This window comes from Haloparvum sedimenti (genome assembly GCF_001462205.1).
Classification (GTDB): Archaea; Halobacteriota; Halobacteria; order Halobacteriales; family Haloferacaceae; genus Haloparvum; species Haloparvum sedimenti.
The window spans coordinates 13,143-29,439 of record NZ_LKIR01000062.1; the positions used below are offsets into that span (position 1 = coordinate 13,143).

Consider the following 16,297-nt stretch of genomic DNA (forward strand, 5'->3'; position numbering starts at 1 on the left):
GAGCAGCGTCTCCTCGGGGGAGCGACCGACCTCCGGGAGCGCCTGCTTCAGCGACTTGAGGACGCTGAAGTCGCCACAGCCCGGACACCACGTGGGCTGCGGCTCCACGCTCGGGGTGTACTCGTCGCGGTCGACCTCTCGCTCCTCGCCGATTGCTGAGAATGCGCTCATGGGTTAGTCACCTGCCGCGGGGACGAAGGTGGTCTCGTTGCCGGGAATCTCCGCGTCGCCGTCGACGACGACGCGCTCGAACCCGTCGACGATCTCGTCGGGCTCGAAGGGGTTCCCGTTGTACTTCAGCAGGCTCGACAGCTGCTCTCCGTAGCGGCCGAGGTTCTTCTGGACGAGCCCGCGGAACTGTCCGGAAGCGGTCATCTCCACGACGAGCACCTCGTCGACGCTCTCGACGAACTCCGCGACCTCGTCGGTCGGGAACGGAAGCATGTCCGAGACGCCGAGCGACTTGACCGAGTGACCGGCCTCGTTGAGTCGGTCGACGGCCTCCTCGACGGTTCCCTGCTGGCTGCCGAACGTCATGATGCCGTACTGGGCCTCGTCGGGGCCGTGATACGTCTGCGTGGACTCCGTGTCCAGGTCCGCGCGGATCGCCTCCAGCTTCTGCGTGCGGCGGTCGATCTGCGCGACGCGGTTGTCCGGGCTCTCCGCGATGTGGCCCGTCGGGTCGTGCTCGTTGCCCGTCGCGAGGTAGCGGCCGCCCTTCTGGCCCGGGACGGACCGCGGGGAGACGCCGTCCTCCGCCTCGTGCTGGAAGCGGTGGAACTTCCCGTCCTCGCTGTGGGGCTGCTCCGCCAGCAGGTCCTCCGAGAGCGTCTTCCCGAGCGTCGGGTTGGGCTCGCGGTCGAAATGGCTCTTGGAGACGCTGACGAGTTCGCCGCCGAGCTTCTGGTCGTACAGCAGGATCGTCGGGATCTGGTACTCGTAGGCAAGCCGGAACGCGAGCCGCGACTGCTCGTACGCCTCCGCGACTGTGCCGGGTGCCAGCACGACGCGCTGGGAGTCACCCTGCGAGGTGTAGAGGACGTGTTCGAGGTCGGACTGCTCCGGCTTCGTCGGCATCCCGGTCGAGGGACCGGCACGCATCGCCTCCACGAGGACGACCGGCGTCTCGGTCATCTCCGCGAGGCCGAGCGGCTCGGACATCAGCGCGAAGCCGCCGCCCGAGGAGCCGGACATCGCCTTCACGCCGGCGTGGGAGGCCCCGACCGCGAGCGCGGCCGCCGCGATCTCGTCTTCCACCTGCTCGGAGATCCCACCCAGTTCGGGCAGGTTCTTCGTCATGATGGTGAACACCTCGGTCCACGGCGTCATGGGGTAGCCGGCGATGAACCGGCACCCCTCGTCGATGGCGCCGTAGGAGATGGCGTCCGAACCGGACATCAGGAGCTGTTCCTCCTCGTGCTCGCCGGTCGGGACGGACACGTCGTGGGCGTCCACGTCGTACTCCTCGCGGACCTGGTCGTACGCGGTCTGCAGGATCTCGAGGTTCGGCTCGAGGATCTTCTCCGGCATCGCGTCGCGCATGAGGTCCTGGACGTGGTCTAAGTCCATCCCGGTCAGCGCGCAGGTCGCGCCGACGCCGGCCGTGTTCCGCATGACCTCGCGGCCCTGCTCTCGCGCGAGGCCCCGCAGGTCGAGCGGGTAGACGTGCCAGTCGTTCTCCTCGGCGCGCTCCTCGAAGTCCGGGATCTCGGAGGCGTCGAGCAGGCCCTCGTCGTAGACGATGACCCCGCCCTCGCGCAGCTCGTCGAGGTTCTCCGAGAGCGGCTTGATCTCCTCGTTCCCGTAGACGGCACCCTCCGAGGGGTTCCGGGCGAAGGAGTCGCCCAGCGCCAGGAGGAAGTTGTAGCCGTCGCCGCGGGACTTCACCTCGTCCGCGGACGCGCGGATCTCCGTGTAGGTGTGGCCGCCACGGATCCGCGACGGATAGTGCCGATGCGTGAACACGTGGAGCCCCGACCGCATCAGGGCTTTTGCGAAGTTCTGGCTGGTCGAAGCGATCCCGTCGCCGGACCCCCCCGAGATTCGCCAGATGAGTTCGTCGGTAGTCATATTGTGCCTGGCCCTCCGTAGGCCTAGTGTCTCAGGGTTTCGCCGCGCCCGTAATAGGGCTTGCTATGGATTCACAATGAACGATTGTGGGGGATTCCGATCTGCACAAAAATTGCGCCGCCGGCCACGGCTTCCGGACTCCCGGATACTCCGCGCGAACGGGCGGGACTCGCCTACTCGCCGTCCGGCCGCTCCGCGTGGTAGTCGGTGTCGTACTCACCCGGTCGGCCGTCCAGCCGGTCCGGGTTGATCCGCCCGGCGAGCAGCATGAAGTCGAGGACGGTGCAGTAGATCATCGCCTCGACGACCGGGACCCCGCGCGGGGGCAACACGGGGTCGTGGCGGCCGACGACCTGAATGTCCTTCTCCTCGCCCGTCTCCCAGTCGACCGTCGTCTGCTCGCTCGGGATGGAGGTGGGGGCGTGCAGCGTCACCTCGCCGTAGATCGGCTCGCCGGTGGTGATACCGCCCTGCAGCCCGCCGTGGGCGTTGCCGACCGGGACCGGGTCGCCCTCCTCGCTCGCGGTCTCGGGGTGTGACTCCCCGTCGTCGAACTCCCAGTCCTCGTTGCGCTCGGTGCCGGGGACCGACGCGGCCTCCCGTCCGAGGCCGAACTCGAAGGCGGTGGTCGCGGGGACCGCCATCAGCGCCGCGCCGAGCCGCGAGGGGAACGAGTCGAACCGCGGCGCGCCGAGCCCGCGAGGGACGCCGCGCGCCTCGAAGTAGATGGAGCCGCCGATGGAGTCGCCCTGCCGCTGGTACTCCTCCGCGAGCTCCTGCATCTCCGCGGCCGCCTCGGGGTCCGCACAGCGCACGTCGTTCTCCTCGCTTTCCTCCAGGAGCTGCTCGAAGCTCACGTCGTCGGTCTCCACGTCGCCGATGCGGTTGACGTGCGCCTTGATTTCCACGTCGTGCTCGGACTGTTCGAGCACCTGCTTCGCGACCGCGCCCGCCGCGACCCAGTTCACCGTCTCGCGCGCCGACGACCGGCCGCCGCCGCCCCAGTTGCGCGTGCCGAACTTCGCGGAGTAGGTGTAGTCGCCGTGCGAGGGCCGCGGTGCGGTGACGTACGGCTCGTACTTGCCCGAGCGCGCGTCCTTGTTCTCGATGGTCATCCCGATCGGCGTGCCCGTGGTGTAGCCGTCCTGGATCCCCGACCGGATCTCGACCGCGTCGGGTTCGCCCCGCGAGGTGGTGATCATCGACTGGCCCGGCTTCCGCCGGTCGAGGTCGCGCTGGATCGCCTCCGTCGAGAGGTCGACGCCCGCGGGACACCCCGACACCGTGACGCCCATCGCGTCCCCGTGGCTCTCCCCGTAGGTGGTCACCTGAAAGAGGCGACCGAACCGGTTGCCGTTCATTACCTCGTCGTTGGGACGCGGGCATTTAGGCGTTGCACTCCGTGCAAGCGGGCGGCCGCGGTCGTGCGCGCACGGTGGCCCGGGCGGACTCGGACGGAACTGCGGCTCCCCTGCTGTGGCGGTTGCGGGCGGTTACGGTGCCATGGCGGTGATTGTGGGGTTGCAGGCAGTTCCAGGCAGTTGCGGAGCGGTGCTGTGCGGTCGGCGCGCGCCGCGGCGACCGCGAAGCGTGTCGCCGCGACCGCGCGAGGGAGGCGGTGGCGCGGCCGCCTGCTGTGCGTTGCGGTTCGCGGCCGCGCCGCCGCCGAGGCTGGGGAGGTGCGAGGCCTGCGGTGCGGTTGCGGTGCCGGGTGGGACTGAAAGGGGCAGTCGGCTCGATCCGGCCCCGACGACGTAAGCACCGCAGCGGGCGTTGCGGAGAGCGAGGAGCGCAGCGAGGCGCGGTCGGTCGAGCCGACTGGGGCTTTCTGGGTGGTGCTGTCTCAAGCAGCAGGATCAGGAATGAACACGGCAGCGTATGAGGGAGAGCCGGCTGGGGCTTTCGGGAAGTCTCCAGCCCGAGCAGCAGGACCAGCAGCAGTCACAGAAAACCCAGACACGTCGCAGGGGAAGTCGGCTGGAACGTTCAACGCGGCCCCACCTCGGTCACGACGCAGCGACCGCTGACGGGGCTCGCCGTCACGATCACCGCGGTCCCCGCATCGATCAGTCCCGAATCACGCTACCACGTCAGCCCCTCGTAGGTGATGCCGTCGCGGCGCTCGACGATCCGGCGGCCGTCGACGACGACGGACTCGGCCATAGCGTCGAACTCGTCGTCGAGGGCGGCGAACTCGTCCCAGTCGGTGACGACGACCGCGCCGGCGGCGTCCTCGAGCGCCGCCGCGGCGGAGTCGGCGTAGGAGACCTCGCCGTCCGAGAACCGCTCGCGCATGTTCGCGGTCGCGACGGGGTCGTAGGCGACCACCTCCGCACCGCGGGCGAGCAGGCCCTCGATGACGGGGATCGCCCGCGAGTTCCGCACGTCGTCGGTGCCGGGCTTGAACGCGAGTCCGAGCACCGCGACGCGTCGCCCGCTCACGTCGACGTGGTCGTCCAGCAGGTCGAGCAGGCGCTCCGGCTGGCGGTCGTTCACCGCGGTCGCGGCCTCCAACATCGCGGGGTCGTAGCCGGCCGCCTTCGCGGCCGCCGTGATGGCCGCCACGTCCTTCGGGAAGCAGCTTCCGCCCCAGCCGACTCCCGACCGGAGGAACCGCGACCCGATGCGGTCGTCGAGGCCGACGGCGTCCATCACCTCGTAGGCGTCGACGCCGAACTCCTTGCAGACGTTGCCGAGGTCGTTCGCCAGCGACACCTTCGCCGCGAGGAAGGCGTTGTTGGCGTACTTGATCAGCACGGCCGTCTTCGGGTCGGTTCGGACCACGTCGGGGTCCTCGCTCGCGATAAGCGGCTCGTAGACCGCCTCCAACCGCTCCAGCGCCCAGGTGCCGTCCGTCCCGAAGACGACCTTGTCCGGCTGCTGGAAGTCCTCGACGGCGGTCCCCTCACGCAGGAACTCGGGGTTCGTCGCGACGCCGACGCGGTCGGCGGCCTCGCCCGCGCCCGCGAGGACGGCCTCGCGGACTTCCTCGACGCCGGGCGGCGTGACGGTGCTCTTGACGACGACGAGGTGGCGCTCGTCGGGACCGAGCCTCGCGAGCGCCTCGCCGACCATCTCCCCGGCCGCGGTCAGCCCTCCCAGATCGATACTGCCGTCCGCGCGCGAAGGCGTGCCGATGGCGAGGAACGTCACCTCGGCCGCGGCGAGGTCGTCGTAGGACGTCGTCGCGCGCAGGCGGTCGCCGACGTGTTCCGCCAGCAGCTCGTCGAGTCCGGGCTCGTGGATCGGCGCGCTGCCGTCGTTGATCGCCGCGACGACCGCCTCGTCGATGTCGATCGCGGTCACGTCGTGGCCCATCTCGGCCAGGCAGGCCGCGAGCGTCGTCCCGACGTAGCCGCTCCCGACGACGTTGATCTGCATACGCGAGGAAACCGCGCCGGGCCTCAAGAGTGTTGCTCGACGGAACGGGACGCGAACACGCCGTGGCCGGTCGCTTCGTGAACCGCGCCCTCAAAACGGCAGCAGGTCCCGCAGCCGCGCGATCGGACCACCGCCCTGCCGGCGCCGGCGCTCGAAGACGGGATGCAGTTCGTCGAGCAGTTCGGTCCGCGTCTCGAACCGGTCGGCGTCGGCCTCCGCGAGCGCCGCGTCGAGCGTGAGGGTGTGCCCCGACGCGTCGTACGGGACCTCCGCGTTCCTGACCGCGGCGCGGACCTCCTCGGCCGTCGCGGGGAACTGGAGGTCCGTCTCGTCGAGGCGGGCGTCCAGCGCCGCGATCCCGAACTCGATCGCGTCCGGTTCCTCGGTACCCCCGGTCGGCGGTCTGGCTGCCATCGGGGAAGCGTGTGGCCTCCGGCCTCAAAAATCCGGCCCCGTCGGCTCTCCGACGCCGCCCGCTCGCGAGCCCCTTAGCGCCCCTCGAACTCGGGCTCCCGCTGCTCGACGAACGCCGCGATGCCCTCGGCGTGGTCGTCGGAGTCGAGTACCGCCGCCTGTGCGGCGGCCTCGTTCTCGATGGCGGCGTCGAGGCTCCCGTCCGGCCCGTGTCTGAGCAGGCGCTTCGAGGTGCGGAGGGCGACGCTCGGTCCCTCGGCGATCTCCGCGACGAAGGCCTCCGCCTCCGTCTCGAACTCGTCGTCGGGATAGACGTGGTTCGCGAGCCCCAGGTCGAGCGCGCGTTCGCCGGCGACGAGTTCGCCGGTGAAGACGAGCTCCCGGGCGACGTTGTCGCCGACGAGCCGCGGCAGGAGGTACGAGGTGCCCGAGTCGACCGCGAGGCCGACGTTTCTGAACCCGAAGCCGATCGACGCGGATTCGGAGAGGAGCTGGATGTCGCAGGCGATCGCGAGATTTCCGCCCGCGCCGAACGCGGGGCCGTCGACCTTCGCGACGGTGGGGAACTCACACTCCGCGACGCGCCGGACCGCCCGGCCGGTGTCGCGGACGACGTGGCGGACCGCGTCCTCCAGCGGCTCGTCGCCCTCGTGGCGGTCGACCATCATCGACACGTCGCCGCCGGCACAGAAGGCCGCCCCCTCGCCCTCCAGCACGACGACGCGCGCGTCGGACCCCTCCACGGCGTTCACCGCGTCGACGATCCCGCGGGCCATGTCCACGCTCAGGGCGTTCCGGCGCTCGGGCGCGGTCAGTACGACCCGGGCGATCCCGCCCTCACGCTCCAGCCGCACCGTGTCGATGTCGAGTTCGGTCATGGTCCGGACCTTTCGCGGCCGGCATATAGCCGTTTCCCGCCGGCGGAGCGCGGTGCTTTACCGTCCCCTCCACCAAGACCGACCATGGACGAGACGACGCGACGGCGGGTGCTCGCGGGTGCGGCCGGTCTCGGCGCGGTCGCGACCGCGGGCTGTCTGGGCGGTTCGGACGGCGGAGACGACGAGGCCGAGGAGCTGTACGGCGACTGGTTCTCGGGCGTCGGGAACTTCGATGGCACCGAGAACGTGCTGGGGCAGGACGCCATCCGGATCGCGGTCGGCGCGGCCGGCGGGCTGGCGTTCGCACCGCCAGCGGTCCGGGTCCGAACCGGAACCCGGGTCGTCTGGGAGTGGACCGGCGAGGGCGGCACCCACGACGTGACCGAGGAGAACGGCGTCTTCGAGTCCGACTCCTACCGCGACTCCGGCAGCACCTTCGAGCACACCTTCGAGGAGACGGGCGTCTACCGGTACGTCTGTACCCCCCATCAGGCGAGCGGAATGCGCGGCGCCGTACACGTCGTGGACGAGGAGTACGAGGCCGAGTAGTCGAGCACCCGAGACGACAGATTTCTGTCGGCGGTATTCGGTGGTGGATTTCTGTCGGCGGTATTCGGTGGTGGATTTCTGTCGGCGGTATTCCGTCGGCGAGTTCCGTTCCCGGCCTCCGTCGCGCCCGTTCAGAACACGAGGTCGTCGAACGCCTCGCCGGCGACGCCCGGGTCCTCCGGGACCCCGATCGCCCCGCCGGCCGCGGGCGCCGGGTCAAGTGCCAGGTCCTCGGCGAGCAGGTCCGCGGTCGCGAGCCCGCAGGCGGACACGTCGGGGATCGCGGCCGCCACGTGGACCGCTGCGGTCCTGGCGACGACCGCGTCGACGGTCGTGGTGACGACCGGCTCGACGCCCGCGTCCCGGGCGCGGACCGCCGCCGACAGCGCGCGGTCCGGTCCTCCCAGCGCCATGGGCTTGAGCACGACCGCGTCCGCGGCGCCCGCCGACAGCACCGCGTCGAGACCGGCCGCGGCCAGCGACTCGTCGAGCGCGACGCCCACGTCGAACCCCTCCCGGAGCGCAGCGTGCCCGGCGAGGTCTTCCGGCGGGAGGGGTTGCTCGACGGACGCGAGGTCGATCTCGGGAGCGGCGGTCGCCGCGAGCGCGCGTTCCGCCGTCTCTCGGTCCCATGCGCCGTTGGCGTCGGCACGGAGGGCGACGCGAGGAGGAACGGCCTCGCCCGCGGTCTCCGCGGCGTCGTCGACCGTCTTTCTGACGGCGCGCAGGCGTTCGAGATCCGCACCGAGGTCGCGAGCGCCGACTTTCACCTTCACCGTTCGGAACCCCGCCTCGACCGCCTCGCGGGCCGCGGCCGCGGTCGTCGCCGGGTCGCTGTCACCGACGGTGGCGTTGACCGGGACCGCGTCCGTGGGTGCGGGCAGGCCCTGACTCGCGGCGAGGCGGTCGGCGAGGGACTCACCTGCCGCCCGCGCGTCGGCGTCGAGGCGTGCGAGCGATACCGCGTGACGCGCCGCGGGCGCGTCCGAAAAGCGCTCGGCGTCGAGGTCGGGCGGGCTCGCGTCCGGGCTCGCCCGCTCGGCCGCGGCCTCCAGCGCACGCTCGCACGCCGCGAGCGACTCGGTCCATCCCGGGAGCGGCGTCGCCTCGCCCACGCCGCGGGACGGGACCGCGTCCGCCTCCGGCTCGACGCCGACGACGAACCCCTCGCGCTCCGCGATCTCACCCCGGGCGGTCCCGAGCGGACGTGCGAGCGGAAGCGAGAAGCGCCGTGCGTGCATGATCAGGCGATCACCTCACACCGCCAGCCCGACCGCGAACAGGCCCGCGTAAGCCGCGAGCAGCTTTCCGGTCGCCTCCAGCGCCGGGTTGAGCGCCTCGCCGCCCGTCTCGGTCAGGACCGTCCGGCTCACGCTCGCCGCGAGCGGGAGCGTGAGAAGCGGTGCGAGCACCGGGAGGTCGTAGCCGTCCCGGAGTATGAACCAGACGGGCGTCAGGTACGCGAGCGCGAGCAGGGCGAGGAACTGGGCGCGGGAGAAGCGGTAACCGAACCGGACCGCGAGCGTCCGCTTGCCGGTCTCGGCGTCCTCCTCCAGGTCGCGCACGTTGTTCACCACGAGGATGTTCGTGGAGATCGCCGCGACCGGGAGGCTGGCGACGACCGCCGCGAGGGTGACGGTCCCCTCAGGGATCCCGGTGGGGAACGGGCCGGCGAGGAGAGCCGCCGCCTGCACGTAGTAGGTGCCCGTCACCGCGACGACGCCGAAGAAGACGAAGACGAACAGGTCCCCGAGGCCGTGGTAGCCGAGGGGGTAGGGACCGCCGGTGTATGCGACGCCCGCGGCGACCGACAGGAGGCCGATCACGAGGATCGGGATTCCGCCGACGTAGACGAGGTAGGTCCCCACGAGGATCGCGGCCGCGAACGTCAGCCACATCGCCCGCTTCACCGCCGGCGGCTCGATGATCCCCGCGGCCGTGACGCGGGTGAACCCCTCCCGGTCCTCGGTGTCCGCGCCCTGCACGGCGTCGTAGTAGTCGTTCGCGAAGTTCGTCCCGACCTGGATCAGCGCGGCCCCCACGAACGCGAACAGCGCGGGCAGCGGGGCGAACACGCCGTCCGAGACCGCGAGGCCGACGCCGACCGCGACCGGCGCGGCCGCCGCGGGGAGCGTCTGCGGGCGGGCCGCCATGACCCACGCCCGCGTCCGCGACACCTCAGTGCTCATTGGCGGTGGTTGGCCCGAGTGCCCCCTTAAGGTTACCATCGGGGCCGCCGTATCGCCGGCATGGCTCGCGTACCCTACGTCGACCCCGCGGACGTGCCCGCGGAGCACCGCGACCTGCTGAACTCCCGCCTGCAGGGGAAGCCCCTGAACCTCTACCGCGCGCTGGGCAACGCGCCCGCCGTCCTCGTGGGCTTCAGGGGCCATCTCGAGGCGCTCTGGTCGGAGACGGGACTCACCGAGCGCGAGCGCGAGCTCGTCATCCTCGCGAGCGCGGCCGCGGTCGGGAGCCGGTACGAGTGGCACCAGCACGTCAACATCGCCCGCGACGCGGGGATCGACGACGAGGCCATCTACGCCGTCACCGCGTTCGCGCGCGAGGACCCCGAGACGCTCGCGGACGCCGACGCGCTCGCGGACGCGGGGCTTGACGCCGACGAGCGCGCGCTGGTGGCGTACGTTCGTGCGGTCGTTCGCGGGGAGACGGACGACGCGCTCCACGCGGCGCTCGCGGAACACTACCCAACGGACACCGTCGTCGGCGTCGCGGTCATCGCTGGCACGTACACCGGTCTCGCGCACGTCATTGACGCGTTGAAGCTGGACCTGGAAGCGGACGAGGAGCCTCTCTCCGGGTGGGACCCGCGGTGAGGGTCGGAGCCGCCACACGCGATTAGCACACTCCCGTGGGTCCGACCTACGCGTCGCCGGCCGTGTCGACCCCGGTCACCTCGACGCGCGCGCCGCCGCTCTCGCCTTCGACCAGCCTGACCCCCCAGTCGTGGGCCTCCGCGATCCCCTGGACGATGGAGAGGCCGAACCCGGTGCCGTCGGAACTCGTGGAGTGGCCCGCCTCGAAGACCGTCCCGCGGTCCGTCTCCGGGACGCCGACTCCGTCGTCCTCGACGTAGAAGCCGTCCGGCAGGTCGCCCACCGTCACCGTCACGTGGGGTCCCCCGTGCTCGACCGCGTTGGCCATCAGGTTCTCGAGGAGCTGCTGGAGCCGGCTCCGGTCGGCCCGGACCGTCCGATCGGTTTCGACGACACACGCGGCCGCATTCGTCTCGCCGACGTTCTCCCAGCAGCCCGCGGCGAGCGCGGCGAGGTCGACCGACTCCGGATCCCCGACCGCTTCCCCGTTCCGTGCGAGCGTCAGGAGGTCGTCGATCAGCTCGCCCATCCGGTCCAGCGCCCGCGAGACCGGCGGGAGGTGCTCGTTGTCGGTCTCCTCGAGCGCGAGGTCGAGACGCCCCTGTGCAACCGTGAGGGGGTTCCGGAGGTCATGGCTGACGACGTGGGCGAACTCCTCGAGCCGCTCGTTCTGGCGCTTCAGCTCGTCGCGGCGCTGTCGGAGTTCGTGCTCGCGTTCCAGTTCGTCGAAGGCCGTCTCCGTGGCGGTCGCGAGGATGCGCGCGAGGAACTCGTCGGTGGCGTCGAACGCGTTCGGCTCCGTCTCCCCCACGGAGATCGTTCCGTGATCGCCGATCGGGAGGACCATCAGGCTCCGGAGGCCGGTCCCGCGGTCGACCGCCCCCACGCCGTCCTCGATGTCGTCGTAGACGCCGACCGTGCCCGCTTCGTAGCACTTCCAGTTGAGGCTGCCCGACTCCGGCGTGAACACCTCACGCTCCGGGAGCGTGTCGCTCACGGAGTCCGACTCCGCGATCGGGACTAGGCCGTTCGCCTCGGGATCGTAGAGCCGGACTACCGTCGCGGAGAACCCGAGGATCTCCTCGGCGGCGGCGACGGCGCAGTCCGCGATCGCGTCCCGCGACTCGGCCCGGATCAGGTCCCGGGTCGCGTCGTGGAGCTGTCCGAGCCGGTCCTCGCGGGTTCGCAGCGTCTCCTCCCGCGTCACGCGCTCGAGCGCGGTCTCGAGGTGGTTCGCGAGGATCTCGACCAGGAAGCGGTCCGTCTCGGTGAACGCGTACGCCTCGGGCGAGGAGATGATGAACAGCCCGCGGTCGCCGATCGGATGCAGTAGCACGCTCTCGGCGGGCGTCTCCTCGTCGAGTCGGGGCGAGGCGGACGCTTCGGGGAGATAGATAGATTCCTCGCCCTCGAACGCTTCCCAGGCGAGGGCGGCGCGGCTCCCGCCCGGCGACCCGCGATCGTAGGAGGGAGGGTCCTCGAACATGTCCGGAACGGAGTCGCCGAGTGCGACCGGTTCGAGCACCGTTCCCGCCTCGTTCAGGAGGTGGACGCCGCTCAGCGTCGCGCCGATCAGCTCGTCCGCGGCCTCGTTCGCCAGTCGCGCCGTCTCCGCCGTGGACTGCGTGTGGTTGAGCTCTCGCGTCCACTCGCGAAGCTGTTCCAGCTTCCGCTCGCGGCGCTTCCGGTCGGCGATGTTCCGGCTGTTCACGATGAACCGCTCCTCGCCGTCGAGGTCGAGCCGGCGAACGTGGACCTCGACCGGGAACGTCGAGCCGTCGCGGCGCTCGTAGACGGTCTCCAGTTCCAGCCGATCGCCGACGGGGATGTCCCGCCAGATCTCGTCGGTGTCTTCCGGGTCGATCCGGCGGTCGAGGTCCGCAACGGTCATGTCGGTGAGCTCGGCCTCGTCGTATCCCGTCTCCCGACAGAGGCGGGGGTTCGCGTCGAGGATGTTTCCCTCGACGTCGTGGACGTCGATCATGTCCGGGGAGTCCTCGAACAGCGCCTCGAGCCGGGCGGTCGTCCGCTGGAGGCGTTCCTCGCGCCGCTTGCGGTCGGTGATGTCGGTGATGAACCCCTCCAGCGCGACGAGTTCGCCGTCGTCATAGACGCCGCGTCCGCGCTCCCAGGCCCATCTGGTCGCTCCATCGGCGGTGACGATCCGGTAGGTCACCTCGAAGCTCCCGTCCGTGTCGAGGGCGTCCTGCACCGCCGCCCACATCTCCTCGCGGTCGTCCGGATGGAGCACGTCGGTCCCCCACTTGACCTCGTTCCGCTCCAGCGTCGCCGCGGAGTAGCCGGTGAGCGCCTCCACTTCGCCTCCAACGGTCATCATGGGCCAGTCGGGCTCGTTCCGGCAGCGGTAGATCATCCCGGGGAGGTTGCTGATCAGGGTCTCCAGCCGGCGCGTCCGCTCGGACAGCTTACGGCGGGCCTGCGTGGCGTCGACGGCGTTGTCGATCCGGTTCGCGAGCAGTTCGTACTGTTCGGTCGCGGTCCCCTTCTGGAGGTAGTCGGTCACGCCGGCGGAGATTGCCTCTCCGGCGACCTCCTCGGACCCCTTTCCGGTGAAGAGGATGAACGGCAGGTCGGGGTGGTCCTCGCGGACGGCTCGGAGCAACTCGATGCCGTTCAGTCCGGGCATCTCGTAGTCCGAGACGACGCAGTCGAACGCGGACGCGGACAGCAGCTCCAGCGCCTCCTCGGCGTCCGCCGCGGATCGCACCCGGATCCGGTCGTCCTCGCGCTCGAGGAACGCCCCCGCCATCTCCGCGAACTCGGGGTCGTCCTCGACGTGGAGCACGCGGATCGACGCGTCCTGATCGCTCATTCATCCGACGTTTCGAAGCGCGCCAGCATAAGTGTGTGACACAATCGTACGCGCACGGTGCGGGGAAAAACCGGTGGCAGCCTGCGAGGCACCCTCTCCGGTCACGATGCGGTGCTGTGGCGGTGTGGCGGTTGCGGTGCTGTGGCGGTGTGGCGGTTGCGGTGCTGTGGCGGTGTGGCGGTTGCGGTGCTGTGGCGGTGTGGCGGTTGCGGTGCTGTGGCGGTGCTGTTTCTGTCGAGATTTTTGTACCGCGGCGGCGCGAGGGCGCGCAGCGCCCGCAGCGCCGACCGCGGCCCCTTTTTGATCGACATTTTTCAAGGAGCGGTGAGCGCGGCGCTCTGCGCCGCGCGAACCCGACGCAGAAAAAGGTCGAGGTTCAGTAGTGCCAGGGGTAGTCGTCGAACTCGGGGTCCCGCTTCTCGAGGAAGGCGTCGCGGCCCTCCTGGGCCTCCTCGGTCATGTACGCGAGGCGCGTGGCCTCGCCGGCGAACACCTGCTGGCCGACCATGCCGTCGTCGGTCATGTTGAACGCGTACTTCAGCATCCGCATCGCGGTCGGGGACTTGCTCGTCATCTCGTCGACCCACTCCAGGGCCACGTCCTCCAGCTCCTCGTGGGGGATCGCCTCGTTGGCCATGCCCATGTCGACCGCCTCCTCGGCGGAGTAGGTCTTGCCGCGGAAGAACACCTCGCGGGCCTTCTTCTGTCCGACCTGCTTGGCGAGGTACGCGGAGCCGAAGCCGCCGTCGAAGGAGGCCACGTCGGGGTCCGTCTGGAGGAACTTCGCGTGCTCGTCGCTCGCGAGCGTGAGGTCACAGACGACGTGCAGCGAGTGGCCGCCGCCGACCGCCCAGCCGGGGACGACCGCGACCACGGGCTTGGGCATGAAGCGGATCAGCCGCTGGACTTCGAGGATGTGGAGCCGGCCGGCGCGCGCTTGGCGGACCAGTTCGTCGTCCTCGTCGCCCGCCTCGTCGTCGTCGCGGTACTCGTACCCGGAGCCGCCGCGGACGGACTGGTCGCCGCCGGCGCAGAAGGCCCAGCCGCCGTCCTTCTCCGAGGGGCCGTTGCCGGTCAGGAGGACGCAGCCCACGTCCGCCTGCTTGCGGGCGTGGTCGAGCGCGGCGTACAGCTCGTCGACGGTGCCGGGCCGGAAGGCGTTGCGCACGTCAGGGCGGTCGAAGGCGATGCGGACGGCGGGGACGTCGACCCCGCGGTGGTAGGTCACGTCGTCGAACTCGTCGGTCACTTCCTCCCACGCGTCGGGGTCGAACAGCTCCGAGACCATACCCGCGCTTGCACGGGGGCGCTCATAAATGACCGCGGGTCGCGACGCGGCGTGGTCGACGAGAACTACGCCCCGTCTTCGCGCTCCTCGACCGCCTCGCGCAGCGTCGCGACGTGGGTCTCCACCAGTTCGAGCGTGGCGTCCGCGTCGGCGTACCCTTGATCGTACTCCTCCTTCGCGCGCTCGTACTCGGTCAGAAACGTCTCGACCGCGTCGTCGAGGTTCTCGGACATGGGGAGGACTCCGTCCGCCGCCGGCTTATAAGGACCGACGACCGCCTCCGGAACCCCTAATGTCCCGCGACCGCCCCCTCGCGCATGGACGATTCGGAGCCGAGCGCGGACGGACCGGAGACGACCGCGGGTGACCGCGCACCCGATCATCCGTACGCCGGCGCGGCGGATCCGGGACCGGAGCCGGCCGCGACCGCGCGCGAGTTGGACGCGGCCGACCCGCTCGCGGGGTTCGCGGACCGGTTTCACCTTCCGGAGGACGCGCTGTACATGGACGGCAACTCGCTGGGGCCGGCCGCCGACGCCGCGCTGGCGAGCCTCGACCGCGTCGTCGACGAGTGGCGGGAGCTGTTGATCGGCGGCTGGACCGACGCCGAGCCGCCGTGGTTCGAGTACGCCGAGCGCGTCGGCGACGCGATGGCGCCGCTCGTGGGCGCCGCACCCGAGGAGGTCGTCGTCGGCAACTCGATCACCGTCAACGTCCACACGCTCGTCGGGACGTTTCTGGACGAGCTGCTGGCCGGGAACGGCCCCGATATCGAGGGCCACGCGGCCGCGGATGGGACGTGGGGATCGGGTTCCGGGGACGCGGTCGGCGGAGACGCGGTCGGCGGAGGCGACGCCGCCCGCCCCGCGCCCGCGGTGCTGGTCAACGAGCTCGACTTCCCCTCGGACCACTACGCGGTCCGCGCGGCCCTGCGGACTCGAGGGATCGACCCCGACGAGAAGTGCCGCGTCGTGGAGAGCCGCGACGGGCGCACGATCGACCCCGCGGACGTGGAGGCGGCGCTGGAGCGACACGACGACGTGGGGATCGTCTACATGCCGACCGCGCTCTACCGCTCCGGACAGCTGTTCGACGTGTCGCGGATCGCGGCGGCGGCCCACTCCCACGGCGCTTACGCCGGCTTCGACGCGGCTCACACCGCGGGCGTCGTTCCCCACGAGTTCTCGGCGGCGGGCGTCGACTTCGCGACGTGGTGCACCTACAAGTACCTCAACGCCGGTCCCGGATCCATCGCCGGGCTCTACGTCGCCGAGCGTCACCACGGCCTCACCCCGGCGCTGGCGGGGTGGTGGGGTCACGAGAAGGCGACTCAGTTCGAGATGAACATGACCTACACGCCCGCCGACTCCGCCGGCGCGTGGCAGATCGGGACGCCGCCGATCCTCGCGACGGCGCCGCTGGACGGTGCGCTCAAAGTCGTCCGGGAGGCGGGGATCGACTGCGTCCGCGCGAAGTCGCTGGCGCTGACGGACTTCCTCGCCGCGCTCGTGGACGCGCGGCTGCCGGCGGTATCGGTTGGAACTCCCCGCGACCACGACGCCCGCGGCGGTCACCTCGCGCTGGAACACACCGACGCGGAGCAGCTGAGCCTCGCGCTGAAGGACCGCGGCGTCGTGGTCGACTTCCGGCCGCCGAACGTGGTTCGGGTCTGTCCCGCGCCGCTTTACACGAGCTTCGGGGACGTGGTGGAGGTCGTCGCCACCCTCGAAGCGATACTCACGGACGACGCTCACGAGGCGTTCGACCCGACCGGCGACGGCGTCACCTGATCCCGGACGGCGAGGCCGGTCCACGACCTCCGAGGGAGGACCCCGACACCCGCCGCGGCCCTCCCTGCCGAAGTAGTTCGGCCGCGGACGCAACGTATAAGACGCTCTCGGCCGCACGGGCGAACGTGACACAGACCGCGTCCACGACCTGCTCCGCGGCTCCCGAAGCGGCGCGGCTCTTCTCGAAAAAACGCGCGTGACGCGTCCGCAGGCGGGAGTGGCGACCCCGTCACGGACGACCCCCGGCACCGGGCAGC

General features: G+C 70.9%; 13 protein-coding genes and 1 pseudogene. 3 read left to right on the top strand and 11 right to left on the bottom strand.

Annotated elements, in window-relative coordinates; all coding sequences use genetic code 11:
• From AN233_RS17875 to AN233_RS03600, 6 genes and pseudogenes are all read right to left on the bottom strand, one after another.
• A pseudogene (locus tag AN233_RS17875) lies at window positions 1-171 on the bottom strand (thiamine pyrophosphate-dependent enzyme); the annotation flags it as partial.
• 3 nt (window positions 172-174) lie between these two features.
• The gene (locus AN233_RS03580) at window positions 175-2,070 is read right to left on the bottom strand and encodes a 2-oxoacid:acceptor oxidoreductase subunit alpha (protein WP_058365479.1); all 1,896 of its coding nucleotides are present in this window, start codon (window positions 2,068-2,070) and stop codon (window positions 175-177) included.
• 173 nt (window positions 2,071-2,243) lie between these two features.
• Complete coding sequence (gene aroC, locus AN233_RS03585; RefSeq protein ID WP_058365480.1) at window positions 2,244-3,431, bottom strand: chorismate synthase; 1,188 nt, start codon at window positions 3,429-3,431, stop codon at window positions 2,244-2,246.
• Window positions 3,432-4,152: 721 nt separating this feature from the next.
• Window positions 4,153-5,451, bottom strand: a complete 1,299-nt coding sequence (gene aglM, locus AN233_RS03590; protein WP_058365481.1) for a UDP-glucose 6-dehydrogenase AglM — start codon at window positions 5,449-5,451, stop codon at window positions 4,153-4,155.
• Window positions 5,452-5,541: 90 nt separating this feature from the next.
• A complete protein-coding gene (locus AN233_RS03595) occupies window positions 5,542-5,865 on the bottom strand; it encodes a hypothetical protein (RefSeq protein WP_058365482.1) in 324 nt (107 codons plus the stop codon).
• A gap of 74 nt (window positions 5,866-5,939) precedes the next feature.
• Complete coding sequence (locus tag AN233_RS03600; RefSeq protein WP_058365483.1) at window positions 5,940-6,743, bottom strand: enoyl-CoA hydratase/isomerase family protein; 804 nt, start codon at window positions 6,741-6,743, stop codon at window positions 5,940-5,942.
• A gap of 84 nt (window positions 6,744-6,827) precedes the next feature.
• Between AN233_RS03600 and AN233_RS03605 the strand changes: the two genes are divergently transcribed.
• Complete coding sequence (locus AN233_RS03605) at window positions 6,828-7,292, top strand: halocyanin domain-containing protein (RefSeq protein ID WP_058365484.1); 465 nt, start codon at window positions 6,828-6,830, stop codon at window positions 7,290-7,292.
• 131 nt (window positions 7,293-7,423) lie between these two features.
• Here AN233_RS03605 and AN233_RS03610 read toward each other — a convergent pair whose 3' ends face one another.
• Both AN233_RS03610 and AN233_RS03615 read right to left on the bottom strand, forming a co-directional pair.
• Entirely contained in the window at window positions 7,424-8,533 is a 1,110-nt protein-coding gene (locus tag AN233_RS03610) for a mandelate racemase/muconate lactonizing enzyme family protein (RefSeq protein WP_058365485.1), read from the bottom strand.
• A 15-nt stretch (window positions 8,534-8,548) separates the two neighbouring features.
• Window positions 8,549-9,481, bottom strand: coding sequence for a 1,4-dihydroxy-2-naphthoate polyprenyltransferase (locus AN233_RS03615; protein ID WP_058365486.1), 933 nt, complete (start codon window positions 9,479-9,481; stop codon window positions 8,549-8,551).
• A 60-nt stretch (window positions 9,482-9,541) separates the two neighbouring features.
• Here AN233_RS03615 and AN233_RS03620 point away from each other — a divergent pair, with 60 nt between their 5' ends.
• On the top strand, window positions 9,542-10,129 hold the full coding sequence (locus AN233_RS03620; protein ID WP_058365487.1) for a carboxymuconolactone decarboxylase family protein: 588 nt from the start codon (window positions 9,542-9,544) through the stop codon (window positions 10,127-10,129).
• A gap of 46 nt (window positions 10,130-10,175) precedes the next feature.
• Here AN233_RS03620 and AN233_RS03625 read toward each other — a convergent pair whose 3' ends face one another.
• The 3 genes from AN233_RS03625 to AN233_RS17125 form a co-directional block, all read right to left on the bottom strand.
• A complete protein-coding gene (locus tag AN233_RS03625; RefSeq protein WP_058365488.1) occupies window positions 10,176-12,962 on the bottom strand; it encodes a PAS domain S-box protein in 2,787 nt (928 codons plus the stop codon).
• A gap of 376 nt (window positions 12,963-13,338) precedes the next feature.
• On the bottom strand, window positions 13,339-14,250 hold the full coding sequence (locus AN233_RS03630) for a 1,4-dihydroxy-2-naphthoyl-CoA synthase (RefSeq protein WP_058365489.1): 912 nt from the start codon (window positions 14,248-14,250) through the stop codon (window positions 13,339-13,341).
• Window positions 14,251-14,315: 65 nt separating this feature from the next.
• Entirely contained in the window at window positions 14,316-14,483 is a 168-nt protein-coding gene (locus AN233_RS17125) for a hypothetical protein (protein ID WP_176696633.1), read from the bottom strand.
• Window positions 14,484-14,567: 84 nt separating this feature from the next.
• On the opposite strand from AN233_RS17125, the gene kynU reads away from it, so the two are divergent.
• Window positions 14,568-16,040: a kynureninase gene (gene kynU, locus AN233_RS03635; protein ID WP_058365490.1), complete on the top strand. Its 1,473-nt coding sequence runs from the start codon at window positions 14,568-14,570 to the stop codon at window positions 16,038-16,040.
• The last annotated feature ends 257 nt before the right edge of the window (window positions 16,041-16,297 follow it).